Below are 23,131 nucleotides of genomic sequence, written 5' to 3'. Positions count from 1 at the left end.
CCTTGATTGAGGTTCATTCGGAGCCGGTCGGCCCCTGAGCGTTCGAAGGTCAGCCGCGCAGGACGCGTTCGGTGATGCTCTTGCCGCCGCGGCCGATGGCGAGCAGGCCTGACTGTGCGATCTCCTTGATCCCGAAGGGTTCGAGGGCACGCAGCAGCGCGTCGACCTTTCCCTTGTCACCCGTGACTTCGATCACGAGCGCGTCGGGGGCGTAGTCGACGACCGAGGCGCGGAACAGATTGACCACTTCGATGACGTTGGACCGGCTCGCGTTGTCGGTGCGCACCTTCACCAGCACGTGCTGGCGCTGGACGGAGCCGGCGGGGTCGAGCTCAACGATCTTGATGACGTTGATGAGCTTGTTCAGCTGCTTGGTCACCTGTTCGAGCGGAAGGTCCTCGACGTCCACGACGACGGTGATACGGGAGATGCCGGGCACCTCCGTCACGCCGACGGCGAGGGACTCGATGTTGAACCCTCGGCGGGCGAAGAGCCCCGCGACACGGGTGAGCAGACCGGGGGTGTCCTCGACGAGGAGACTCAGCACATGCGTCGACATCTCAGGCCTCCTGGTCGAACGTCGGCGCGTGGTCGCGCGCGTACTGGATGTGGTTGTTGCTGACGCCCTGCTTCACCATCGGCCACACCATGGAGTCGGCGGAGACGACGAAGTCGATCACGACGGGGCGATCGTTCGTCTCGAGCGCGAGGGCGATGGCCGCGTCGACCTCTTCCTCCTTCTCGACCCGGATCGCCAGGCATCCGTATGCTTCGGCGAGCTTGACGAAGTCCGGGATGCGGGCGGTGTTGTGCCCGGTGTTCAGGTCCGTGTTCGAGTACCGGCCGTCATAGATCAGCGTCTGCCACTGGCGCACCATGCCCAGCGAGGAGTTGTTGATGATGGCGACCTTGATCGGGATGTTGTTGATGGCGCAGGTGGCGAGCTCCTGGTTCGTCATCTGGAAGCAGCCGTCGCCGTCGATCGCCCACACGTCGCGATCAGGCTGGGCGACCTTGGCACCCATCGCAGCGGGGACGGCGTAGCCCATCGTGCCCGCTCCCCCGGAATTGAGCCACGCATTGGGACGCTCGTAGTTGATGAACTGGGCGGCCCACATCTGGTGCTGCCCCACGCCGGCGGCGTATACGCCCTCCGGGCCGGTGAGCTCACCGATGCGCCGGATGACGTGCTGGGGCGCGAGCAGACCGTCGGTCGGCTCGGCGTATCCGAGCGGGAACTCCGCCCGCAGGCCGTCGAGGTACGCCCACCATTCCTCGGTGTCTGGCTTGTCCGTGCCGACCGTGCTCGAATACGCGGTGGCGAGGTCCACCAGGACGTCGCGCACATCGCCGACGATCGGAACGTCCGCCGTGCGGATCTTGGAGATCTCGGCGGGGTCGATGTCCACGTGCACGACCTTCGCGTGCGGGGCGAACAACGACGCCTTGCCGGTGACCCGGTCGTCGAAGCGCGCGCCGAGCGAGATGAGCAGATCGGCCTCCTGCAGGGCGAGCACAGCCGGCACCGTGCCGTGCATGCCGGGCATGCCGAGGTGCTGCGGGTGGGAGTCGGGGAATGCGCCGAGGGCCATCAGCGTGGTCACGACCGGGGCACCGGTGAGTTCGGCGAACTCCCGAAGCTCTTCGGATGCACCGCCGCGGACAACACCGCCGCCGACATACAGCACCGGCTTCTTGGCCTGCGCGAGCAGGGCTGCCGCAGCCTGGATCTGCTTGCCGTGCGCCTTGGTGACAGGACGGTAGCCGGGCAGATCGATCTTGGGCGGCCAAACGAACGGCACGACCTCCTGCTGGGCATCCTTGGTGATGTCGACGAGCACGGGGCCAGGGCGACCGGTGGTCGCGATCTCGTGCGCGGCGGCGATCGCGCCGGGGATGTCGGCGGCCTTCTTCACGAGGAAGGAGTGCTTCGTCACCGGCATCGTGATCCCGACGATGTCGGCTTCCTGGAAGGCATCCGTGCCCATGAGGGTCGAGAACACCTGACCGGTGATCGCGACCAGCGGCACGGAGTCCATGTAGGCGTCGGCGATCGCCGTGACGAGGTTCGTCGCACCGGGGCCGGACGTCGCGATGCAGACGCCGACCTTGCCGGACGCCGACGCGTACCCCTCTGCCGCGTGCCCTGCGCCCTGCTCGTGGCGGACGAGGATGTGGCGGAGGTCTGCGGCATCCATCAATGGGTCGTAGACCGGAAGGATCGCGCCTCCCGGAAGACCGAACACATCGGTGATGCCGAGCAGCTCGAGCGAGCGGACGACGGCTTCTGCACCGGTGATCTCCGGTGCGGGGTTCTTGGCGGATGGTGGCCGAGGCACGGCCGATACGGACTCAGCAGTCATGTCATTCCTTGGTGATCTGCTCGTATGCCCGCTGCTCTTACGCGCAGCGGGCGAGCGAGTCTGGATGAGAAATCAACCGGTGGTCGCGCCCTCCGCAGCGGAGCGCACGAGTCGGGAGTACTTGGCAAGGACGCCACGGGTATAGCGCGGGGGAAGCGGCTCCCAGCCGGAACGGCGGGAGGCGAGCTCTGCCTCGTCGACGAGTAGGTCAAGAGAGCGAGCTGCGATATCGACCCGTATCAGATCACCATCGCGCACGAAGGCGATGGGACCTGCGTCCACCGCTTCGGGTGCTATGTGGCCGATGCACAGGCCGGTTGTGCCGCCTGAGAATCGTCCGTCTGTCAAGAGTAATACATCTTTTCCGAGCCCAGCGCCCTTGATGGCCGCCGTGATCGCGAGCATCTCGCGCATGCCAGGGCCGCCCTTGGGGCCCTCGTAGCGGATGACGATGACCTCACCGGCGTTGATCTCGCCGTTCGCGACGGCATCCATCGCCGCGCGCTCGCGCTCGAAGACGCGGGCCGGACCCTCGAACACCGTGGCGTCGAACCCGGCGGTCTTCACGACCGCGCCCTCCGGAGCGAGAGAGCCGTGGAGGATCGTCAGTCCACCCGTCGCGTGGATGGGGTTGTCGAAGGTGTGGATGACCTCGCCGTCGATCGGGTCGGGGTCGAGGTCCGCGAGGTTCTCGGCGAGCGTCTTGCCCGTGACGGTCAGGGCGTCGCCGTGCAGCAGCCCCTCGTCGAGCATGGCCTTCATGATGACCGGGATGCCGCCGTGGCGGTCCACGTCGTTCATGACGTACTTGCCGAAGGGCTTCATGTCGGCCACGTGCGGCACGCGGTCGCCGATGCGGTTGAAGTCGTGCAGGCTCAGGTCGACGTCCGCCTCACGGGCGATGGCCAGAAGGTGCAGGACGACGTTGGTGGACCCTCCGAGGGCCATCGCGAGCGCGACGGCGTTCTCGAACGCCTCCTTCGTGAGGATGTCGCGTGTGGTGATCCCCTGGCGCAGCAGGTTGACGACGGCCTCGCCGGAACGGTGCGCGTAGTAGTCGCGACGCCGGTCGGCGGAGGGCGGGGCGGCGGAGCCGGGGAGGCTGAGGCCGAGGGCCTCCGCGACGGACGCCATGGTGTTGGCGGTGTACATCCCGCCGCACGCACCCTCACCGGGGGCGATCGCGCACTCGATGCGCTTGAGGTCCTCCTCGCTCATGAGGCCGGCGCGGCACGCGCCGACGGCCTCGAACGAGTCGATGATCGTGACGTCCTTCTCGGTGCCGTCCGAGAGCTTCACCCACCCCGGTGCGATCGATCCGGCGTACAGGAAGACGCTCGACAGATCGAGGCGGGCGCTCGCCATGAGCATGCCGGGGATCGACTTGTCGCAGCCGGCCAGCAGCACGCTGCCGTCGAGCCGCTCGGCCATCATGACCGTCTCGACCGAGTCGGCGATGACCTCGCGCGACACGAGCGAGAAGTGCATGCCCTCGTGCCCCATCGAGATGCCGTCGGACACGGAGATCGTGCCGAACTGCAGCGGGTAGCCGCCGCCGGAGTGCACGCCCTCCTTCGCGCCCTGAGCGAGCCGGTCGAGGCTCAGGTTGCACGGCGTGATCTCGTTCCAGCTGGAGGCGATGCCGATCTGGGGCTTGTCCCAGTCCTCATCCCCCATGCCGACGGCGCGGAGCATGCCGCGGGACGTCGTCGCCTCGATGCCGTCGGTGACGACGCGGCTGCGGGGTTTGATGTCGATGGACGCGTTCGAAGAAGGATCATGCGAGGACATGACGGCAGTCTATTCCCGTCCGGCGGCTCGCTCCGACGCCAGCGTCTCCAGAAGCGCGGCCATCTCTTGTGGGGATTCCACACGCAGCGTGCCCGCGGTCTCGCCCGGTCCGACGCGCACGCCGAGATCGCCCGCCTGCAGCACCTTCATCGCGTCCTCATCGGTCACATCGTCTCCGGCGAACAGGATGCCGGTCGCGTCGTAGTGCTCGCGCAGGACGGTCATGGCGGTGTCCTTGCCCTCCACACGGGAGGAGAACTCGAGCACGCGGTGCCCGGAGCGGCGTCGCCAGTGCGGGAACCGCTCCGCGACGAGCGCGTCGACCTCGGCGAACGCGGCGGCCTCGACCTCCGGCGTCGCGCGTCGGGTGTGGATGCCCATGCCGAAGGTCTTCGGCTCCAGCCCGACCCCCTCGTACTTGTCGACGATCGGCTGGGTCGCGGCCCACAGCGACTCGCGGGCGCCCTCCTCCGTGGCTGCGCCCGGCGCTTCCGAGTCGCCGAGGCCGGGGAACCAGTACTGGGCGCCGTGCGATCCGGCGAGCGCGACGTTCGAGTCCTCTGCGTGCTCGGTGATGATCTTGAGGTCGTGCATGCTGCGGCCTGACACATACGCGACGAAGGTGTCGGGCAATGCGGACAGGCGCGCGAGCTGGGAGGCGATCTCCGGCAGGGCCCTGGCGGCCATGGGGTCGGGGACCAGCGGAGAGGCCGTGCCGTCGAAGTCGAGGGCGATCACCAGCCGCGGTGTCGTCGCGATCGCGGTCAGGTCGGCGTCTGCGGTTCCGGGCGTCCAGGTGCGGGTCACTGCGTGTCTCCTCGTCGGGTGGGGTTCCCGACCAGCCTCTCATGCGCGCCCGAGGTCACCCGCCCCGATGACGGGCGCACCGGTGGCCGGCTCATCCCCTCCGCGAGCGCACCGCTGCGAGCGCCTCGAGGAACGACGACGACCAGGCCTTGACGTCGTGCTCCAGCACTCGCCTGCGCAGTGACCGCATCCGCCGTCCCTGCTGAGCGGGCTCCATCTCCACCGCTGTCATGATCGCGTCCTTGAGCCCCTCGATGTCGTGCGGATTCACACGGATCGCCTGTCGGAGCTCGTCGGCGGCGCCGGTGAACTCGCTGAGCACGAGAACACCCCTGTTGTCGGCTCTCGTGGCGATGTACTCCTTGGCGACGAGGTTCATCCCGTCGCGCAGTGCGGTCACCAGCATGACGTCGGCGGCGAGGTAGAGCGCCACCATCTCCTCGCGGGGGAAGCCCTGGTGGAGGTAGCGGATCGCGCTGTGCCCCATCGTGTCGGTGTCCCCGTTGATGCGGGCGACGGACAGCTCGATCTCGTCACGCAACTGCACGTAGGCGTCCACCCGCTCGCGGCTGGGGCTGGCCACCTGGATGAGCGTGACGTCCTCGACGCTGAGACGACCCTCCGCGAGGAGCTCACCGTATGCCTTGATCCGGTGGCGGATGCCCTTGGTGTAGTCGAGACGATCGACACCGAGCAGGATGCGCTGCGGGTTGCCGAGGCTCTCGCGGATCTCGGCGGCGCGAGCGCGCACCTCCGGCTTGTCGATGAGCTCGAGGTACGGCGCGGTGTCGATGGAGATCGGGAACGCCTTGGCGAGCACGGGGCGGGTCCCCGTCTCACCGGGGACGTCGACCATCGCACCCTTGACGTTGTACTGGAGACGGCGCCGCACCGCGGCGAGGAAGTAGTTGGCGTCCTGCGCACGCTGGAATCCGATGACGTCGGCCCCGAGCAGGCCGCGCAGCACCTGATCCCGCCACGGGAGCTGGGCGTACAGACCGTGCGCGGGGAACGGGATGTGGTGGAAGTATCCGATCGTCACATCGGGGCGCAGGGCACGCACCATCTCCGGAACGAGCTGCAGCTGGTAGTCGTGCACCCACACCGTGCCGCCCTCCGCGACCGCCCCCGCCGCCGCCTCGGCGAATCGTCGGTTGACGGTGACGTACGCGTCCCACCATTCCCGGTGGTACTGCGGCGGGGCGATGACGTCGTGATACAGCGGCCAGATCGTGTCGTTGGCGAAGCCCTCGTAGTACTCGGCCACTTCCTGCGCGCTCAGGGCGATGGGGATCAGCCGGATGTCGTTGGCGACGAACGGCTCGAGCTGGACGTCGGCCTGCCCCGCCCAGCCCACCCATGCCCCGTCGACGGTCTTCATCACCGGCTCGAGAGCGGCGACCAGTCCACCGGGCGACGTGCGCCAGCTCTCCCCACCGTCGGCATCCACCACCCTGTCCACAGGGAGGCGATTCGCGACGACGACGAAATCAGCGGTGTCCATGAAGAGCTCCTCGCTACCTTGTGGGTGAAATCTCACCCCAGGCTAGCGAGTGCCGCTCAATGCGACGCGCGGCTTGACACGTTGAGGATGCCGGCTACGAAGACGATCGCCGCCGCAGCCGCCGGGAGGAGCAGAGCGGTCGGAGTGCCGAGCCGCTGCGCGATCTCCCCCGTCACCGCCGCGCCGATGGACTGCCCGACGATGATCCCCGAGCCGAGCATGGTCATGACGGTCGCGGAGCGTCCGAGCGGGCTGCGCGCGGCACCAAGGCTGTACAGGGTGACCAGCGTCGGGCCGATGCCGATTCCCATGATCGCGAGCACACCGGCCATCCCGGCGGGCGTTGCGACCACGCTCAGCAACAGGGAGCCGAGGAGGAGGACGCCGGAGAAGACCAGCCACCGTGCTCGCAGTGCGAACCGTGCCGGCAGCCATGCCACGCCCAGCGCGAGGACGGCCGATCCGATTCCCATCACACCGTAGAGGAGGCCGGCCTCCTCCGGCGCGCCGCGATCGGCCATGAACGACGTCAGCGAGGTGAGCGTCGTTCCGAAGAAGAGCCCGACTCCGAGGATGCCGACGACCACGACGACCACCTGCGGGCGGAAGAGCTCGCTCACCGTCGAGGGGGCGCGACCGTCTTCATCACGTTCTGCGGAGACGTGTCGCCCACTGGGGTGCAGGGCGAACGCGCCGACGAAGACGAGGGTGAGGACGGCGGCACCGATCAGCGGCGCCCACGGCGCGATGAGGGATGCGGTGATCCCGACGAGGAACGGACCGAAGACGAACACGGTCTCATCCGCGGCCGACTCGTACGCCATGGTCCCGGAGGTCGTACGGGCGCGCTGCGGTTCCGGCATCCGCTCGTTGATGATCGCCACGAGTCGGGAGCGGGACATCGGGGCGACCTGGGGCGCTGTCGCTCCGATCCCGACGGCCGCCGCGAGGACGAGGGAGTCTCCGGCCGCCCCGTAGACGACGAGGGTGAACGCGACGAGCATCGCGCTGTTCGCGATCGCGAGCGCGATGAGGACTCTGCGCTGCCCGAAGCGGTCGGCCGCAGCCCCGAGCAGCGGCCCGAAACAGGCCGTGCCGAGGCCGACGGCCGCGGAGGTGAGTCCGCCGAGGGACAGGGACCCTCTGGCGGAGACCACGACGGTCAGGACGCCGACCACCATCATGGCGAACGGCAGACGCGCGATGAACGCGATGAGGAAGTACGGAAGGCCGGCGTGCCGAAGAAGGCTCGCCGAAGCGGGTGCATGTGTCTGGGTCATGACTCTCGCGCGCCCGAGGACGCGGGGATCAGGTGCCGCCGCTGTCCGTCAGGGTGCCGACGGCCGGTAGATACACAGCTTCGGGCGCGTGCGCGCCGCCTGAATCATAGCGATCGCACCTGAGTGTTTCCAGGCCTTTGGGCCCCGAGAACCGATGCCGGTACCGTTGGTCGCATGCGCTACCTCTTCAGCACCGGACTCATCGCAGCGATCTCCGCAGGGGTGTCCCTGCTGCGCGGAACACGCGACGAGCCCATCACCTGGCGGGCGGCGCTGTCGTGGGTCAGCTGGGGGATCACCCTCGCCCTCGCGATCGGCGCTGTCGTCGACATGAAGCGCGAGCGCAGCGGCGAGTTCGTCGACGCCGATTCGCCGCAGTCCGTGAAGAAGGCCAAGAAGGCGCAGCGTCTGCAGTTCCGCTCGCAGAAGGCGCTAGCCGACGCACAGGGACACGCCAAGGAGCGGCGCTGACCACGGCGGGCCACCGCCCCTCAGCACCGCCCCTGCGGCCTTCGCTCAGCGCGTGAGGATCAGCGCTTCGCCCTGTCCCCCGCCGCCGCACAGTCCGACCGCCGCGGTGCCGCGCCCCCGCCGGGCGAGTTCGTGCGCCATGTGCACGACCAGGCGATTACCGGACGCACCGATCGGGTGACCGATGGCGATCCCTCCGCCGTGGATGTTCACGATCTCGCTGGAGACGCCGAGCTCGGTCTGCGACCGCGCGACGACAGCACCGAAGGCCTCGTTGATCTCGACGAGGTCGAGATCCGCCGCGGTGATGCCCTGCTTCTGCATCGCGCGGGCGATCGCCTGAGACGGCTGGGCCTGCAGGGAGTTGTCCGGTCCGGCGGTCTGACCGCTCGCTCCGATCACCGCGAGAACGGGCCACCCGCGTTGCTCGGCGTTCTCCCTGGTGGTCACGACGATCGCTGAGGCGCCGTCGGAGATCTGCGAGGAGTTCCCGGCGGTGATCGACCCGCCCTCGGCGAACGCGGCGCGCAGTCGGCCGAGGGTCTCGACCGTCGTGTCCGGCCGGATGCCCTCGTCTCGCGTGACGAGGACGGGTTCCCCGCGGCGCTGCGGCACCTCGACGGCGACGATCTCGCGGTCGAACACTCCCGCGTCCGTCGCAGCGGCCGCCCGCTGGTGCGAGAGGGCGGCGACCTCGTCCTGCGCCTGCCTGGTCAGCTCGAACCGTGCGTTGTGCCGCTCCGTGGACGCGCCCATGCTCTCGCGGTCGTACGCATCGGTCAGGCCGTCGTACGCCATGTGGTCGAGCACCTCGACGCTGCCGTAGGTCCAGCCGTCCCGCGACCCCATAAGCATGTGCGGGGCACGGGTCATGGACTCCATTCCACCGGCGACGACCGTCGTCGCATCCCCCACGCGGATCATGCGAGCAGCATCGATGATGGCGGTGAGGCCGGACAGGCAGACCTTGTTGACCGAGTGCGCCGGAACATCCCATCCGATCCCGGCGCCGATGGCGGCCTGGCGGGCGGCGTTCTGGCCGGATCCGGCCGCGAGCACCTGGCCCATGATCACCGCGTCGACGGCGGACGGGTCGACGGAAGCCTGTGCGAGTGCGCCGCGGATCGCGAACGCACCGAGCTGGGGCGCGGTGAAGGAGGCGAGCTGCCCCTTGAGGCGCCCCTGGGGTGTGCGCGCCGCCGCGACGATGGCGATGTCGGTCATGAGATCTCCTTCAGTTGTTCCGCGATGATCAGTGGCGGTTCTGTGGCGTCGACGACCTCCTGCACGCTGACGCCGGGCGCCGTCTCGACGAGGACGAGACCCGCTTCTGTGACGTCGATGACGGCGAGGTCGGTGATGATGCGGTGCACGACGCCCCGGCCGGTGAGCGGCAGGGCGCATTCGTTCACGATCTTCGCGGATCCGTCCTTGGCGACATGCTCCATGAGGATGATCAGCCGAGCGGCCCCGTGCACGAGGTCCATCGCACCGCCCGGCCCCTTGACCATCTTCCCTGGAATCATCCAGTTGGCCAGGTCACCGCCCGCCGACACCTGCATGGCGCCGAGGATCGCCGCATCGATCTTCCCTCCGCGGATCATTCCGAAGCTGGTGGCCGAATCGAAGAACGCGGTCCCCGGCAGCGTGGTGACCGTCTCCTTGCCGGCGTTGATGAGGTCGGGATCGACGGCGTCCTCGGTCGGGTACGGTCCGACGCCGAGGATGCCGTTCTCCGACTGGAGCACGACCGTCACTCCGTCGGGCACATGATTGGGCACGAGCGTCGGGAGGCCGATGCCGAGGTTCACGTACGAGCCGTCGGAGAGCTCCGCGGCGGCTCGTGCGGCCATCTCATCTCTGGTGAGCGCCATGGTCAGGCTCCTTCCGTCGCGGCCGGACGAGAGACTGTGCGTCGCTCGATGCGCTTCTCGATGTCGGTGCCGACCTCGATCAGTCGGTGGACGAACACACCGGGCAGGTGGATGCTGTCCGGGTCGATCTCGCCCGGCTCGACGAGGCGCTCGACCTGCGCGATGCAGACGCGGCCCGCCATCGCCGCCAGCGGGTTGAAGTTCCGTGCCGCCTTGTTGAACACGAGGTTGCCGTGCCGGTCCCCCACTGCCGCGTGCACGAGGGAGAAGTCGGTCGTGATCGCCTCCTCCAGCACGAACTCCTTCTCGACGCCGTGCACGTCGAAGGAGCGGACGTCCTTCGGAGGCGACGCCACCGCGACGGATCCGTCCGCGTTGTAGCGACGGGGAAGCCCTCCCTCGGCCACCTGCGTGCCGACACCGGTCTGCGTGTAGAAGGCGGCGATCCCCGAGCCTCCGGCCCGCAGCTTCTCGGCGAGGGTGCCCTGCGGTGTGAGTTCCAGCTCGAGCTCCCCCGAGAGGAACTGCCGCTCGAACTCCTTGTTCTCCCCGACGTACGACGACGTCATCTTGCGGATGCGCTGGGCGGCGAGAAGGATGCCGAGACCCCAGTCGTCGACGCCGCAGTTGTTGCTGACGATGCTGAGGTCGCTCGTACCCTGCGCGAGCAGTGCCTCGATGAGAGCGATCGGGTTTCCCGAGAGGCCGAATCCGCCCACCGCGAGGGTGGCGCCGTCCGGGATGTCGGCGACGGCGTCGGCGGCCGAGGCCCATTGCTTGTCGATCACGCAGCACTCCTTCGTGTGAGGTCTCGCTCCAGCTTCTCCCCTCGGCGGCGGGGGCGGGAACCCCGGTCTTGCGATGTGGACGTACCGCGAACTAGTGTCCACATTGTGAACAGCCAGAATCGGACGATTCCCGGCGCCCAGGCCGTGGCGCGAGCTGCCCGCCTCCTCCGCCTCGTGACCGCTGCGGGAGACGCGGGGGCGCACCTCCAGGAACTGGCGCGGGAGGCCGACCTCTCCCGGTCGACCGCGCATCGGCTGCTCTCCGCTCTCCGGGCCGAAGGTCTGGTCGACCGCGACGAGGACTCGGCGCGATGGATGCCCGGCCCCGAGCTGTTCCTCATGGGATCAGTGGCGGCAGCCCGATATGACGTCACCGCGCTTGCGCGCGACATCGTCAGATCCCTTGCCGTCAAGACGGAGGAGAGCGCGTTCCTCTCCGTGCGCAGAGCCGATGAGACGGTCTGCCTTCTGCGGGAGGAGGGCGCCTTCCCCATCCGGTCGTTCGTCCTCAGCGAGGGGGTGCGGTTTCCGCTCGGCGTCGCTAGCGCAGGTCTCGCCATCCTCGCGTTCCTCCCTGACCACGATGTGGATGCCTACCTCGACCGTCATCCCGAGCTCGGAGAGCGTTGGGGCCGCGGCCATGACGCGGTTCCCCTCCGGCGGCGGCTCGCTGAGACCAAGGAGCGCGGCTACGCCGTCAACCCCGGACTCATCGTCAACGGCAGCTGGGGCATGGGTGCCGCGGTCTTCGATCGCAGCGGCCGTCCGGAGTGGGCTCTGAGCCTCACCGGCGTGGAGTTCCGCTTCGGGCCGGATCGGCTCGCCGAGCTCGGGCGGACGTTGATGTCGCACGCGCATCAGCTCTCGTCCCGCATCGCGGGCGCTCGCCGCTGAGCTGCGCCGCTCGGCCGGAGGACGGCGGCCGCTGGTCGCGTCGACCTCAATCGCATATCAAGAGTTATATACTTTTGTTATGCAACGCGATGAGATCATCTCCTCGATCGTGATGTCCGCACATGCGCTGGCGCGCATCGCCGCGCAGGAGGCCCGGAACGATGCCCCGGCTGCGCAGTGGCGGATCCTCACGATCCTCGAGAAGGAGCCGGGGCGCCGTGTGGGCGAACTCGCACGGGCTTCACGGGCGACCCAACCGGGTGTGACGCGGCTGCTCGGAGACCTGGAGCGCGCAGGGCTGGTGACGCGGACCCCGGACGAACGGGACTCCCGCGCCACGGTGGTGCACATCACTCCGAACGGCGCCGCCGCCCTCGCGCACTGGCGCGAATCGTTCCGGGAGACGCTCGCGCCCCGATTCGCCGGCCTCGACGCCGACGACTGGGCGGCGCTCGACCGCGCCGCGGAGATCCTCACCGCGCACAGCATCGAATCGACCACGACGACGGGAGAACACGAGTGAACAGCAGTACGGAAGCGACGGGGTCGATCTGGCGGCAACCGGCGCAGGTCTGGGCCGTGGCGTTCGCCAGCGTCGTCGCCTTCATGGGCATCGGACTCGTCGACCCGATCCTTCCCGCGATTGCGGAATCCCTGCAGGCCAGCCCCACCGAGACCGAGCTGCTGTTCACGAGCTACCTGCTCGTCACGGGACTCGCGATGCTCATCACGAGCTGGATCTCGAGCCGGATCGGCGCGAAGGCGACGCTGATGATCGGCCTCGCGCTGATCGTCGCGTTCGCGCTGGCATCGGCGCTGAGCGGCAGCGTTGATGCGATCATCGGCTTCCGTGCGGGGTGGGGCCTGGGCAACGCACTGTTCATCTCCACGGCTCTCGCGACGATCGTCGGTTCGGCCTCGGGCGGGAGCGGTGCAGCGATCGTCCTCTATGAGGCCGCTCTTGGCCTCGGCATCGCGATCGGGCCGCTCCTGGGCGGACTGCTCGGTGAGGTCAGTTGGCGCGGGCCGTTCTTCGGCGTCGTCGCCCTCATGGCGGTCGCGTTCATCGCAGTGGCCACGCTCCTGCGAGGGGCGGGCGAGAAGCCCCGACCGGTCGCCTTCTCCGCACCGTTCGTCGCCCTGACACGTCCCGCGCTCGCCGTCCTGGCGGTCGCCGCGCTCTTCTACAACATCGGCTTCTTCGTCCTGCTGGCCTTCTCGCCGTTCCCGCTCGGGTTCGGTGCGATGGGCATCGGCTTCACCTTCTTCGGGTGGGGCGTCGCCCTCGCGATCACGAGCATCTGGGTGGCGCCGTGGATGATGCGGCGCATGGCACGTACGACCGTCATCCTGGTCGCCCTCCCCGTGCTGGCCGTGGATCTCATCGCTGCCGGGATCGTCGCCGAGATCGCACCCGCCCTCGTCACCTGCATCATCGTGGGCGGCCTGCTGCTCGGCGTCATGAACACGGTGCTCACCGAGGCGGTGATGGAGGCCACTGACCTTCCCCGCTCGGTCGCATCGTCCGCGTACTCCGCGGTCCGTTTCATCGGCGGGGCGATGGCGCCTCCGATCGCGGCCCTGCTGTGGCACGCGTTCAACTCGACCGTCCCGTACCTGTTCGCGGCGGCGTCCGTCCTCGTGGCGACGTTGACGATCCTCCTCGGTCGCAAGGTCCTCACCCACATCGACGACCAACCGGCGGATGCCGCAGTGGAGGATGCCGCGGCGATCACCGCCGGCGACGCCACCTGAGGGCCTCGCCGCACCGGGGCGTCCGCGACGGCGGAGTTCGGTACGGTGATGCCATGAGCGAGACCACATCCCTTCCGGAACGCAGCCGTATCGTTCGGCAGCACCTCATCTCCGCAGGACTGGACACCGAGATCCGCGTGCTGCCCGATTCTGCGAGGACGGCCGCCGAAGCCGCAGCGGCGATCGGGTGCGACGTCGCAGCCATTGCGAACAGTCTCGTCTTCCTCGCGGACGGCGAGCCCATCCTCGTGATGACGAGCGGCGGACACCGTGCAGACTTCGGCGTCCTCGCCACGGCGACGGGAGCCGAGCGCATCGAGATGGCGCCGGCGTCCGTCGTGCGGGAGGCCACCGGGCAGGCGATCGGCGGGGTCGCGCCCGTCGGCCACCCGGAAAGACTCCGCACGTACATCGATGAGGCGCTCGAGGCGTTCGACGAGATCTGGGCGGCGGCGGGGCACCCGCACACCGTGATGCCGCTCACCTTCGGGGCTCTGAAGGAGCTCACGGACGGGGCCGTGATCACGGTCGCGTGATGAGCGCTCATCGCCCTTTTCCTGGCAGGGTGGGTGGATGAGCACCTCACGCGATGCGACGGCGTACGACCTCGACGAGTTGCGCACGGCGGTGCTCAGCGAGCGCGGCGGCGAGGTCGACGAGAGCATTCCGCAGCTCGCCGAGGCGGATGAGGACTTCTGCGCCATCGCCCTCGCCCTTCCGGACGGAACCGTGCATGCGAGTGAGCAGGCGCGCGTGCGTTTCAGCGTGCAGTCAGCGGTGAAGCCCTTCCTGTTCGCACTGGCGCTGGTCGACACCGACGGCGCCGCGATGGATCGCGTCGGCATCGAACCGACCGGTGAGGCGTTCGATGCGATCAAGCTCGAGAGCGGCACCGGCCGGCCGCCGAACCCCATGGTCAACGCCGGGGCGCTGTTGACCGCCTCCCTCGTCCACGGCGACGATGTGGCGGCGCGGAAGGAGCGCATCACCGCCGGTCTGTCGGCGTTCGCCGGTCGGGCTCTGGAGGTGGATTCCGACATCGCGCGCGACGAGCACCTCCTCGGCGACCGCAATCACGCCCTCGCCCACCTCATGCGCGCCGAAGGCACGCTCGGACTCACCGCCGATGACGCCGTAGACGCCTATGCCCACGCCTGCGCGATGCTCGTGGACGCTGAGGCCCTGGCGGTCATGGGCGCCACTCTCGCGCTCGGCGGACGCAACCCCGTGACCGGCGAACAGGTCGTCCCGGCCGGAGTGGCCCGCGACGTCGTCTCCGTGATGGCCACGTGCGGCGTCTACGACGGATCCGGTCGCTGGATGCGTGCCGTCGGGGTGCCGGCGAAGTCCAGCGTGTCCGGCGCGATCGTGCTCTCCGCGCCGGGAAGGCTGGGCGCGGCCGTGGTGAGCCCTCCCCTCGACGAGCAGGGTACGAGCGTACGGGGCCACATCGTCAGCACACGGCTCAGCGACGACCTCGGCCTGCACAGCTTCGCATCCCCCGCAGGCGGCTCTCACGTGTCCGTGCGCTGACCGCGTCTCCGTGCGCGATCCGCGCAGCACCACCGCTGCGTCTTTGCGCCGCACAGGCAGAGCGGACCTCTGAGATCACTGGGGAAAACAGAAAAGCCTCGGAACACTGGCGAGAGTGTTCCGAGGCTGATCCGTGCGCCCCCAGGGACTTGAACCCTGAACCCATTGATTAAGAGTCAATTGCTCTGCCGATTGAGCTAGAGGCGCCTGACCGGGATGACCCCGGCCGAGGAATTACATTACCAGTTCGTCGAACGCATGCGAAATCGGCGCCGCGATCGGCGCGGCGCCCCGCCCAGTATCCTGAGATCGTGACCGATTCGCCCGCCTCCACCGGCTTCGCCTCCGACCTCGAACTCGCCCTCCGGCTCGCCGATGCGGCCGACGGCGAGTCGCTCCCCCGCTTCGACGCGAGCGACCTGAAGATCTCGACGAAGGCCGATCGCTCGCACGTCACGGACGCCGACCTGGCGACCGAACGCGCCCTGCGCGCCATGATCGCTCAGGAGCGGCCCTCCGACGGGATCTTCGGCGAGGAGTTCGGCGCCGAGGGAGACGCGCACCGCCAGTGGATCATCGATCCCATCGACGGCACCTCCAACTTCATGCGCGGCATCCCGCTGTGGGGCACGATGATCGCCCTCGCCGTCGACGGTGTGCCGCAGGTGGGCGTGGTGAGCATGCCCGCCCTCGGACGCCGCTGGTGGGGCGCCACCGGTGCCGGGGCGTGGACCGGTGCGCACGGCGGGCCCCGCCGCCTCGAGACATCGGCCGTCGCTTCCCTCGACGACGCGTCCGTCAGCTTCCAGAGCATCACCCAGTGGGCGGATGCCGGGCACCTCCCCGCTCTCCTGCGCGTCGCCGACCGCGTCTGGCGTGACAGAGCATACGGCGACGTCTACGCGTACATGATGCTCGCCGAAGGGCGGCTGGAGATGGTCGCCGAGTTCGACGTCAAGGAGTACGACATCGCCGCCGCGGTCCCCATCGTCCGCGAGGCCGGGGGTATGTTCACCTCCTTCGACGGCGCGGACAGCATCTCCGAGCGCTCGTCGTTGGCCACCAACGGCATCCTGCACGACGCGTTCCTCGCGCTCACCCACCAGCACGACTGACCCGGAGACTCCATGAAGAACCGAACTCCCGTCGCCGTTCTGGCATCCGCGGTCCTCACGTTGTCGCTCGCCGCATGCGCGCCGGAGCCGGAGGAGGAGCCGACACCCAGCGCGTCGCCCTCACCGGTCGCGTCCGAGCCGGCCGCGACGCCGACGCCGACTCCTGTCGAGACCGAGCCGGCGGACGATCCCGTCGTGGCCCCCACCTGCGAGACAATGATCCCCGCCAGCACGATCGAGATCTTCGAGGGGCACGGCTGGACGTACGAGGAGCGGGAGTTCCAGATCGGCCCCGATGTCGTCGAGGACGGGCTCGCATGCGTGTGGGGCGACTACACGGTCGCCTCCGATCATGTCCAGGTCTTCGGCTGGGCGCCGATCGGTGCAGCGGAATCCGCATCCGCGCAGCAGAAGCTCCTCGCCGATGGGTGGCTGAGGGTCGACGAAGCCGGCCACACGTACATCACGGAGGACCCCGCGTACTCCATCAGCGTGGACGAGGCCGGTTATGGGATGACGTACGAGTTCGGCGACGGCTGGGTCACCCAGGCCGACACCAAGCAGAGTCTCGTCCTGATCATCCGGCCCTGACCGGCTGCTGATCCGGGCACGGAGCGGGCTCCCCCGGCGGCTACCCCTGGTGTCCACCAGCGCTGCATCCCCGTCAGAAAGCCATTCCGACCTCATTCGCAGCAAGACCGCGTAAAGTCTCACCATGGTTCAGACGCAGACGAAGACCATGGTCCGCACCGAAGTCGTCATCGACGGTGAGCCCGCCCTCCTGGCGCAAGATCAGGACGTCGCGGAGCTCAAGGCCCGCATCGAGCAGGCCGTCGCGACTCCTGGCGCGTTCGTGGACTTCGTCGTGGTCGGTAATCGCCGTGTCAGCGTGCTGATCACCCCGCGCTCGCGCGTGACCTTCTCCGTCGCCACGGTGCAGTTTGACGAACGCGACACCGGAGACGAAGCGGCACCCTTCGGTGGCTTCTTCGATTTTTGACTCCTTCGGAGCGGACCCGCTTCACCGGACGGTGTCGTGAGTCGCCGCCGCGGCGCTCTCGCGCCCCGCTCTTCCCGTGGCGCGGTACGACAAAGGGCCTGAGGTCCGCGTGAACACGCGGCTCTCAGGCCCTCTTCTGTGACAGCGGCTGGTGGAGCTGGGGGGAATCGAACCCCCGTCCAACGCTGAGTATCCACGGCTTCTCCGGGCGCAGTCTGTGCAGACGTTCTACTCGGCTCCGACCTTTGTCACAGACACCTAAGTCGACGAGCCCAGCCTGGGAAGAGTCCCGCGTGACGTCCAGACGCCGTCACGCAGCAAGATTCCTAGATGACGCCAGGGTCCGTATCGGAATCACATACGGTCTGACGGACTATCGGGCTCGCTTATGCAGCGAGGGCGAAGTCAGTGCGCTTGGATTCGGCACTTATGGTTTTGCAGGGAGCGTTCACGAGATAACCCTGCATCCTCGGCCCGCTTCTCGTGGATTCACAGGCGCTGTCGAAACCGATCAGCCCCGTGGTCCTTCTTGCGAAGGGACCGCTGTCACACTGTGGAATTACCAATCGGGCGACGGATCGTCCGAGCATCTCAGGGTACAACGGAACACAGGCGGATGCTATTCCTGGCGTAGAGTCGCAGCCATGAGCGAGGTCACCATCACCGTCCGCGGCGAGCACGAATCCCGCATCGCACCCGAGCGGGCGACGGTCCACGTCACCGTCCGCGCCGAGGGTGCGGAGAGGTCCTCCGTCATCGAACGGGCGATGCGTCTGGCCGAACCTGTCCGCACCGGAATCACCGAGCGTCAGGAGGCCGGCAGCGTCGTGGACTGGAGCAGCAAGCGCCTGTCGGTACGTGCGGAGCGTCCGTGGAACGAGGAGGGCCGGAAGCTCGCCCCGGTGTACTACGCCAGCATCGACTTCAGCGCCACGTTCATCGAGGTCACCGAGCTGTCGATCTGGATCTCCGGCATCGCGGCATGGGATGGCGTCGACGTCGGCTGGGTGAACTGGCACCTCACCCCGCAGACCCGTGCGGACCTGGAGAGCGAGGTCGCCTCCGCAGCCGTCGGCATCGCCGTCCGGCGGGCGCAGTCCTATGCGTCCGCGCTCGGCCTGGAGACCGTCACCCCCGTCGAGATCGCAGACACCGGACTCATCTCCCGCGAGGTGTCACCCGGCCCGCAGATGATGGCCCGCGCTGTCGCTCTCGCGGCCGCCGATTCGAACCCGATGATGGAGTACGAGCCGGAGGACATCGTCGTGAGCGCGACGGTCGAGGCGCGCTTCACGGCCCACTGAGCGACGGCCGACGCGAGCGTCGCGCCGCCCAGCGGGGCGCTTGCCGATCAGAGCGTGAACGCCGCCAGTTCGGCTGCCAGGCGCTCCGACACGTGCGCGTGGATCTGTGTCCCCTCTTCCCCGTGTTCCGCGGAGAGCAGGATGCCCGTCTCGTGCACGGCCGCGATGAGGTCTCCCCTGCCGTACGGCACCAGTGCACGCACCTCCACGGCAGGCTTGGGAAGTGCCTCGTCGATGACGGCGCGCAGCTCCTCGATCCCCTCGCCGGAGCGCGGCGAGACGAAGTGCGCCTTCGGCTCGAGTCCCTGCAGCACCAGACGGTCGTCCTCGGAGATGAGGTCCGACTTGTTGAACACGACGATCTCGGGCAGGTCGCGGGCACCCACGTCGCCCATCACGTCGCGGACGGTCTGGAGCTGACCGGCGGGGTCCGGGTGCGAGGCGTCGACGACGTGCAGGACGATGTCCGCGTCCGCGACCTCCTCCAGCGTCGAGCGGAAGGCTTCGACGAGCTGATGCGGAAGGTTGCGCACGAATCCGACGGTGTCGGTCAGCGTGTAGACGCGGCCGTCGGCGGTCTCCGACCGGCGGACGGTGGCATCGAGCGTCGCGAACAGGGCGTTCTCGACGAGCACTCCGGCACTGGTGAGCGCGTTGAGCAGACTGGACTTGCCGGCGTTGGTGTAGCCGGCGATCGCGACGGACGGGATGGTGTTGCGCTTGCGCTCGGCGCGCTTGGCGTCGCGAGCAGGGGCGAAGTCCCTGATCTGACGTCGCAACAGGGCCATGCGCGTACGGATGCGTCGTCGATCGAGCTCGATCTTCGTCTCACCCGGTCCGCGCGATCCCATTCCCGCACCGCCGGCGCCCACCTGGCCACCGGCCTGACGGCTCATCGAGTCACCCCAACCACGAAGCCGCGGCAGAAGGTATTCGAGCTGCGCGAGTTCGACCTGCGCCTTGCCCTCCCGGCTCTTCGCATGCTGGCTGAAGATGTCGAGGATCACGGTGGTGCGGTCGATGACCTTGACCTTGACCACGTCCTCGAGCGCGCGGCGTTGGCTCGGCGCGAGTTCGGTGTCGGCGATGACGGTGTCTGCTCCGGTGGCGGCGACGAGGTCCTTCAGTTCCTGCGCCTTGCCGCGGCCGAGGTAGGTCGCAGGATCCGGATGCGGACGCCGTTGCAGCACGCCGTCGAGCACGACTGCCCCTGCCGTCTCCGCCAGGGCGGCGAGTTCGCGCAGCGAGTTCTCCGCGTCCGTCTGAGCGCCCTGCGGGTACACCCCGACGAGGACGACGTTCTCCAGCCGCAGCTGGCGGTATTCGACTTCGGTGACGTCCTCGAGCTCGGTGGAGAGACCGACGACGCGGCGGAGCGCGTGACGGTCTTCCAGATCCCACTGATCGCCGTCCCTGTCGCCGTATCCGGCGGTGCCGGCATCCTGCAGCGCCTGCGCCGCGCCGAAGACACGCGGCTCGATGCGCTTGTCTGCGTTGGCCAGCACGCGGTCGACGGTCTCGTCGTCGTGGGTGTCTTGTGTCGTCTTCGTCATCCTCTGCCTTCTGTGTCGGGCGTCTTAACCTTAACCCGCAGGTCCGGTACGCTCACGGTATGGGGTCCGATCACTACTTTTCTGCTGCTCCGGCGAGTGCGGAGAACCTGCGGACCATATCGGTCCCCTTGGCGGGTCGCGAGCGTGAGATCACCACCGCCGGCGGCGTGTTCAGCCCCGACCGTCTGGATGCCGGGACCGCTGTCCTGTTCGCGAACATGCCGCCTGTTCCTCCGAGCGGCCACTTCCTGGATCTCGGGAGCGGGTGGGGTCCGATCAGTCTCACGATGGCGTTCGCGGCACCGCATGCGACGGTGTGGGCCGTCGATGTGAACGAACGCGCTCTGGATCTCGTCCGCCGCAACGCCGAGGCGCATGGTCTCACCAATGTCAACGCCGTGCACCCCGATGATGTTCCCGACGACATCGCGTTCCGCACGATCCGGTCGAATCCGCCGATCCGAGTGGGCAAGAACGTGCTGCACGGAATGCTCGAGCGATGGATCCCGCGGCTTGACGAGCGGAGCGACGCCTGGCTGGTGGTGCAGCGGAATCTCGGTGCCGATTCGCTCCAGCGGTGGCTGGGCGCGACCTTCCACACCGGGTACAGCGTGTTCCGCACCGCGACGGGCAAGGGGTACCGGGTGATCAAGGTCCGTCGTCACGGCACCCCGCCGACCGAGCCGATCACGCTGGTCTGACCGCAGCCGCCTGCGCGGCGATCAGACGCGCGCAGCGTGTCCCACGCGGAAATCTGCGCCGCGATGCTCCTCGGGAAGCCGGTCTCCCCGACCGTGCAGCTTGTGCCGCAACGTGCCCGGCGTGTACTCGCGCTGGTAGACGCCTCGGCGCTGCAACTCGGGGACGATGAACGTCACGACGTCCTCGAAGGTGCCCGGCGTGATGGCGTACGCGAGGTTGAATCCGTCGACGTCGGTCTCCTCGACCCAGTCCTGGAGGAAGTCGGCGACCTCGGTGGGTGAGCCGACCACACGCGGCCCGAGGCCGCCGATGTTGCCGAGACGCGCGATGTCCCGGACCTTCCATTCCTTGCCGTCGTCACCGGCCTGCTGGAAGTTGGCCACCGTGGACTGGATCGCGTTGCTCTTCACGTTGCCGATCGGCTCGTCGAGGTCGTACTGCGACAGATCGATGCCCATCCATCCGGACATGAAGACGAGGGCGCCTTCGTCGCTCGCGTATCGGAGGAAGTCCTCGTGCTTCGCGTGCGCCTTCTCGCTCGTCTCGTCGGTGATGATCGTCAACAGGGTGTAGATCTTCGCGGAGTAGCGGTCGCGCCCCGCCTCTTCCAGGGCGTCCCTGATCCGGGCGACGGTGCCGGCGAGGACCTTCTTCGTCGGAGCGGCGACGAAGATCGCCTCCGCATTCCCGGCGGCGAAGGCGATCCCCCGCGGCGAGGCGCCGGCCTGATAGATCACAGGCGTGCGCTGCGGGGACGGCTCGGAGATGTGGATGCCCGGCACGGTGAAGTGCTCGCCGCGATGGCCGATCTCGTGCACCTTGGACGGGTCGGTGAACACGCCGGAATCGCGATCTCGGATGACGGCGTCGTCCTCCCAGGACCCCTCCCAGAGCTTGTACGTCACCTCGAGATACTCGTCCGCCACGTCGTAGCGCTGGTCGTGCTCGAGCTGGTCGTCGTGCCCCATGTTGCGCGCGGCGGAAGGCAGGTAGCCTGTGACGACGTTCCATCCGACCCTGCCCTGTGTGAGGTGGTCGAGCGTCGTCATGCGGCGTGCGAAGGGGTACGGGTGCTCGTACGCGGTGCCGGCGGTCACGCCGAAACCCAGATGCTCGGTGACTGCTGCCATGGCGCTGACGAGCAGGATCGGATCGTTGACGGGGACCTGGGCGCCGTGTCGGATCGCCGCCTCGTTCGAGGCCCCGAAGACGTCGTACGTTCCGAGCACGTCCGCGATGAAGAGGCCGTCGAAGTGACCGCGCTCGAGGAGCTGGGCGAGTTCGGTCCAGTATCCGATCTCCTTGTACCGCGACGACTGGTCGAGGGGATGCCGCCACATCCCGGAGGACTGGTGGGCCACACAGTTCATGTCGAACGCGTTGAATCGGATCTGCCTGCTCATCACCCCATCGTGAACGAAACAGTGCGCGGACGCCTCTTCACGCGTCACATGATGACGCATTCGCCGCCAGGGCGACGGGGAATCGTGATCAGATCAGATCGACGGTGCCGCTGTAGACGAGCTGCGCGGGCCCGGACAGGGCGACGTGCTCGCCGTCCTCCGCAGGGAACATGCGCACCCCCAGAGTGCCTCCGGGGACGTCCACCCGCCAGTTGTCCGGCGCTGCCGCGCCTGCCCAGTGACGCACGGCGAGAGCGGTCGCCGCGACACCGGTCCCGCAGCTCAGGGTCTCACCGACGCCGCGCTCGAACACGCGCATGGTCACGTGCCCGATGCCGTCTCGCACGAGCGGCTCGCCGGGGACGACGAACTCGACGTTCGCGCCGCCGGCAGGAGTCGGGTCGAGTTCGGGGATGTACTCCAGCTCCAGCCCGGCGAGTTCCTCCTCGGAGGCGAGGGCGACCACGACGTGCGGATTGCCCACGTCGATGCCGAGGCCCGGCCGTGCCACTTCGAGCCCGCGCGCCTTCGCCAGAGGGTCGTCGCCCGACAGTCGCCAGCGCCCCAGATCCACCTGGTATCCGTTCGCGCTGCTGGTGACGTCGCGGACGCCTGCCCTGGTGCCGATGGGCAGCGTCGTTCCCGGTTCGATGGTCGCGAGTCCGGCGCGCACGAGGTAGTGCACGAACACGCGCACGCCGTTGCCGCACATCTCGGCGATGGAGCCATCAGCGTTGCGGTAGTCCATGAACCACTCCGCGGCAGGTTCTTCGGCCAGCGCGGCGGCACCTTCAGGGAGCGCGGCCGAACGCACGACACGGAGCACGCCGTCGGCGCCGATGCCGAAGTGGCGGTCGCACAGGGCGGCCACCTGTTCGGCGCTGAGCTCGATCTCGCCGTCCGGGTCGGCGATGATGACGAAGTCGTTGCCGGTGCCGTGCCCCTTGGTGAATGCGACCATTCCCCCAGTCTAGGGAACAGGCTTCATCTCGGC

23 protein-coding genes, 1 tRNA gene and 1 other RNA gene are annotated in these 23,131 nt (G+C 68.3%); 11 read left to right on the top strand and 14 right to left on the bottom strand.

The window, feature by feature from the left end; all coding sequences use genetic code 11:
• Positions 1-49 precede the first annotated feature (49 nt).
• From ilvN to HD600_RS12325, 6 genes are all read right to left on the bottom strand, one after another.
• Positions 50-559 (bottom strand): acetolactate synthase small subunit, encoded by a 510-nt coding sequence (ilvN, locus tag HD600_RS12350; RefSeq protein WP_144795358.1) that lies wholly within the window; start codon positions 557-559, stop codon positions 50-52.
• Position 560: 1 nt separating this feature from the next.
• The gene (locus HD600_RS12345; RefSeq protein ID WP_144795360.1) at positions 561-2,363 is read right to left on the bottom strand and encodes an acetolactate synthase large subunit; all 1,803 of its coding nucleotides are present in this window, start codon (positions 2,361-2,363) and stop codon (positions 561-563) included.
• A 72-nt stretch (positions 2,364-2,435) separates the two neighbouring features.
• Complete coding sequence (ilvD, locus tag HD600_RS12340; RefSeq protein ID WP_144795362.1) at positions 2,436-4,154, bottom strand: dihydroxy-acid dehydratase; 1,719 nt, start codon at positions 4,152-4,154, stop codon at positions 2,436-2,438.
• Positions 4,155-4,163: 9 nt separating this feature from the next.
• Entirely contained in the window at positions 4,164-4,961 is a 798-nt protein-coding gene (otsB, locus tag HD600_RS12335; protein ID WP_184283965.1) for a trehalose-phosphatase, read from the bottom strand.
• 91 nt (positions 4,962-5,052) lie between these two features.
• Positions 5,053-6,465 (bottom strand): alpha,alpha-trehalose-phosphate synthase (UDP-forming), encoded by a 1,413-nt coding sequence (locus HD600_RS12330; RefSeq protein ID WP_144795366.1) that lies wholly within the window; start codon positions 6,463-6,465, stop codon positions 5,053-5,055.
• A 56-nt stretch (positions 6,466-6,521) separates the two neighbouring features.
• Positions 6,522-7,745, bottom strand: coding sequence for an MFS transporter (locus tag HD600_RS12325; RefSeq protein WP_184283963.1), 1,224 nt, complete (start codon positions 7,743-7,745; stop codon positions 6,522-6,524).
• A gap of 174 nt (positions 7,746-7,919) precedes the next feature.
• Here HD600_RS12325 and HD600_RS12320 point away from each other — a divergent pair, with 174 nt between their 5' ends.
• Complete coding sequence (locus HD600_RS12320) at positions 7,920-8,216, top strand: hypothetical protein (RefSeq protein ID WP_144795370.1); 297 nt, start codon at positions 7,920-7,922, stop codon at positions 8,214-8,216.
• Positions 8,217-8,261: 45 nt separating this feature from the next.
• Here the strand turns inward: HD600_RS12320 and HD600_RS12315 are convergent, their stop codons facing one another.
• The 3 genes from HD600_RS12315 to HD600_RS12305 are packed head-to-tail and all read right to left on the bottom strand — an operon-like array spanning position 8,262 to position 10,878.
• Positions 8,262-9,440, bottom strand: a complete 1,179-nt coding sequence (locus HD600_RS12315) for an acetyl-CoA C-acetyltransferase (RefSeq protein ID WP_184283961.1) — start codon at positions 9,438-9,440, stop codon at positions 8,262-8,264.
• A complete protein-coding gene (locus HD600_RS12310) occupies positions 9,437-10,090 on the bottom strand; it encodes a 3-oxoacid CoA-transferase subunit B (RefSeq protein ID WP_184283959.1) in 654 nt (217 codons plus the stop codon). Before HD600_RS12310 ends, HD600_RS12315 begins: the two co-directional genes overlap by 4 nt.
• Before the next feature lie 2 nt (positions 10,091-10,092).
• A complete protein-coding gene (locus HD600_RS12305) occupies positions 10,093-10,878 on the bottom strand; it encodes a 3-oxoacid CoA-transferase subunit A (RefSeq protein ID WP_184283957.1) in 786 nt (261 codons plus the stop codon).
• A 105-nt stretch (positions 10,879-10,983) separates the two neighbouring features.
• Between HD600_RS12305 and HD600_RS12300 the strand changes: the two genes are divergently transcribed.
• From HD600_RS12300 to glsA, 5 genes are all read left to right on the top strand, one after another.
• A complete protein-coding gene (locus HD600_RS12300; RefSeq protein ID WP_184283955.1) occupies positions 10,984-11,772 on the top strand; it encodes an IclR family transcriptional regulator domain-containing protein in 789 nt (262 codons plus the stop codon).
• A 79-nt stretch (positions 11,773-11,851) separates the two neighbouring features.
• The gene (locus tag HD600_RS12295) at positions 11,852-12,295 is read left to right on the top strand and encodes a MarR family winged helix-turn-helix transcriptional regulator (protein WP_184283953.1); all 444 of its coding nucleotides are present in this window, start codon (positions 11,852-11,854) and stop codon (positions 12,293-12,295) included.
• Positions 12,292-13,527 (top strand): MFS transporter, encoded by a 1,236-nt coding sequence (locus tag HD600_RS12290; RefSeq protein ID WP_184283951.1) that lies wholly within the window; start codon positions 12,292-12,294, stop codon positions 13,525-13,527. The genes HD600_RS12295 and HD600_RS12290 overlap by 4 nt, the downstream gene beginning before the upstream one ends.
• 53 nt (positions 13,528-13,580) lie before the next feature.
• Complete coding sequence (locus HD600_RS12285) at positions 13,581-14,063, top strand: YbaK/EbsC family protein (protein ID WP_144795380.1); 483 nt, start codon at positions 13,581-13,583, stop codon at positions 14,061-14,063.
• Positions 14,064-14,100: 37 nt separating this feature from the next.
• Positions 14,101-15,060, top strand: a complete 960-nt coding sequence (glsA, locus tag HD600_RS12280) for a glutaminase A (RefSeq protein ID WP_184283949.1) — start codon at positions 14,101-14,103, stop codon at positions 15,058-15,060.
• 134 nt (positions 15,061-15,194) lie between these two features.
• On the opposite strand, the gene HD600_RS12275 is transcribed toward glsA, so the two are convergent.
• Positions 15,195-15,267 (bottom strand) — tRNA-Lys (locus HD600_RS12275).
• Positions 15,268-15,371: 104 nt separating this feature from the next.
• Between HD600_RS12275 and HD600_RS12270 the strand changes: the two genes are divergently transcribed.
• From HD600_RS12270 to HD600_RS12260, 3 genes are all read left to right on the top strand, one after another.
• Entirely contained in the window at positions 15,372-16,175 is an 804-nt protein-coding gene (locus tag HD600_RS12270) for an inositol monophosphatase family protein (RefSeq protein WP_184283947.1), read from the top strand.
• Between the two features lie 12 nt (positions 16,176-16,187).
• Positions 16,188-16,766 carry a hypothetical protein gene (locus HD600_RS12265; RefSeq protein WP_184283945.1) on the top strand — a complete coding sequence of 193 codons (579 nt, stop codon included), beginning with the start codon at positions 16,188-16,190 and terminating at the stop codon, positions 16,764-16,766.
• A 124-nt stretch (positions 16,767-16,890) separates the two neighbouring features.
• Positions 16,891-17,175 carry a DEAD/DEAH box helicase family protein gene (locus tag HD600_RS12260; protein ID WP_184283943.1) on the top strand — a complete coding sequence of 95 codons (285 nt, stop codon included), beginning with the start codon at positions 16,891-16,893 and terminating at the stop codon, positions 17,173-17,175.
• Positions 17,176-17,324: 149 nt separating this feature from the next.
• On the opposite strand, the gene ssrA is transcribed toward HD600_RS12260, so the two are convergent.
• Positions 17,325-17,694: a transfer-messenger RNA gene (gene ssrA, locus HD600_RS12255) on the bottom strand.
• 125 nt (positions 17,695-17,819) lie between these two features.
• Here ssrA and HD600_RS12250 point away from each other — a divergent pair.
• Positions 17,820-18,479, top strand: a complete 660-nt coding sequence (locus HD600_RS12250; RefSeq protein ID WP_184283942.1) for an SIMPL domain-containing protein — start codon at positions 17,820-17,822, stop codon at positions 18,477-18,479.
• 47 nt (positions 18,480-18,526) lie between these two features.
• On the opposite strand, the gene hflX is transcribed toward HD600_RS12250, so the two are convergent.
• A complete protein-coding gene (gene hflX, locus HD600_RS12245) occupies positions 18,527-20,032 on the bottom strand; it encodes a GTPase HflX (RefSeq protein WP_144795390.1) in 1,506 nt (501 codons plus the stop codon).
• 59 nt (positions 20,033-20,091) lie between these two features.
• Here hflX and HD600_RS12240 point away from each other — a divergent pair, with 59 nt between their 5' ends.
• Positions 20,092-20,733 carry a class I SAM-dependent methyltransferase gene (locus HD600_RS12240; protein WP_144795392.1) on the top strand — a complete coding sequence of 214 codons (642 nt, stop codon included), beginning with the start codon at positions 20,092-20,094 and terminating at the stop codon, positions 20,731-20,733.
• Between the two features lie 21 nt (positions 20,734-20,754).
• On the opposite strand, the gene HD600_RS12235 is transcribed toward HD600_RS12240, so the two are convergent.
• Both HD600_RS12235 and dapF read right to left on the bottom strand, forming a co-directional pair.
• Positions 20,755-22,137, bottom strand: coding sequence for an LLM class flavin-dependent oxidoreductase (locus tag HD600_RS12235; RefSeq protein WP_184283940.1), 1,383 nt, complete (start codon positions 22,135-22,137; stop codon positions 20,755-20,757).
• 88 nt (positions 22,138-22,225) lie between these two features.
• Complete coding sequence (gene dapF, locus HD600_RS12230; protein ID WP_184283938.1) at positions 22,226-23,098, bottom strand: diaminopimelate epimerase; 873 nt, start codon at positions 23,096-23,098, stop codon at positions 22,226-22,228.
• Between the last annotated feature and the right edge of the window lie 33 nt (positions 23,099-23,131).

The sequence above is a fragment of the Microbacterium ginsengiterrae genome, assembly GCF_014205075.1.
Classification (GTDB): domain Bacteria; phylum Actinomycetota; class Actinomycetes; order Actinomycetales; family Microbacteriaceae; genus Microbacterium; species Microbacterium ginsengiterrae.
The sequence above is the reverse complement of the archived record's forward strand: the minus strand, read 5'-3'. Positions and strand labels throughout refer to the sequence as shown.

What these genes read in the sequence shown, in the direction of transcription:
- dapF (WP_184283938.1), bottom strand. Translation starts at nt 23,098, where the DNA reads ATGGTCGCATTCACCAAGGGGCACGGCACCGGCAACGACTTCGTCATC.
- HD600_RS12315 (WP_184283961.1), bottom strand. Translation starts at nt 9,440, where the DNA reads ATGACCGACATCGCCATCGTCGCGGCGGCGCGCACACCCCAGGGGCGC.
- HD600_RS12345 (WP_144795360.1), bottom strand. Translation starts at nt 2,363, where the DNA reads ATGACTGCTGAGTCCGTATCGGCCGTGCCTCGGCCACCATCCGCCAAG.
- ilvD (WP_144795362.1), bottom strand. Translation starts at nt 4,154, where the DNA reads ATGTCCTCGCATGATCCTTCTTCGAACGCGTCCATCGACATCAAACCC.
- HD600_RS12250 (WP_184283942.1), top strand. Translation starts at nt 17,820, where the DNA reads ATGAGCGAGGTCACCATCACCGTCCGCGGCGAGCACGAATCCCGCATC.
- ilvN (WP_144795358.1), bottom strand. Translation starts at nt 559, where the DNA reads ATGTCGACGCATGTGCTGAGTCTCCTCGTCGAGGACACCCCCGGTCTG.
- HD600_RS12260 (WP_184283943.1), top strand. Translation starts at nt 16,891, where the DNA reads ATGGTTCAGACGCAGACGAAGACCATGGTCCGCACCGAAGTCGTCATC.
- HD600_RS12265 (WP_184283945.1), top strand. Translation starts at nt 16,188, where the DNA reads ATGAAGAACCGAACTCCCGTCGCCGTTCTGGCATCCGCGGTCCTCACG.
- HD600_RS12330 (WP_144795366.1), bottom strand. Translation starts at nt 6,465, where the DNA reads ATGGACACCGCTGATTTCGTCGTCGTCGCGAATCGCCTCCCTGTGGAC.
- HD600_RS12285 (WP_144795380.1), top strand. Translation starts at nt 13,581, where the DNA reads ATGAGCGAGACCACATCCCTTCCGGAACGCAGCCGTATCGTTCGGCAG.
- HD600_RS12310 (WP_184283959.1), bottom strand. Translation starts at nt 10,090, where the DNA reads ATGGCGCTCACCAGAGATGAGATGGCCGCACGAGCCGCCGCGGAGCTC.
- HD600_RS12240 (WP_144795392.1), top strand. Translation starts at nt 20,092, where the DNA reads ATGGGGTCCGATCACTACTTTTCTGCTGCTCCGGCGAGTGCGGAGAAC.
- hflX (WP_144795390.1), bottom strand. Translation starts at nt 20,032, where the DNA reads ATGACGAAGACGACACAAGACACCCACGACGACGAGACCGTCGACCGC.
- HD600_RS12320 (WP_144795370.1), top strand. Translation starts at nt 7,920, where the DNA reads ATGCGCTACCTCTTCAGCACCGGACTCATCGCAGCGATCTCCGCAGGG.
- HD600_RS12235 (WP_184283940.1), bottom strand. Translation starts at nt 22,137, where the DNA reads ATGAGCAGGCAGATCCGATTCAACGCGTTCGACATGAACTGTGTGGCC.
- HD600_RS12325 (WP_184283963.1), bottom strand. Translation starts at nt 7,745, where the DNA reads ATGACCCAGACACATGCACCCGCTTCGGCGAGCCTTCTTCGGCACGCC.
- HD600_RS12295 (WP_184283953.1), top strand. Translation starts at nt 11,852, where the DNA reads ATGCAACGCGATGAGATCATCTCCTCGATCGTGATGTCCGCACATGCG.
- glsA (WP_184283949.1), top strand. Translation starts at nt 14,101, where the DNA reads ATGAGCACCTCACGCGATGCGACGGCGTACGACCTCGACGAGTTGCGC.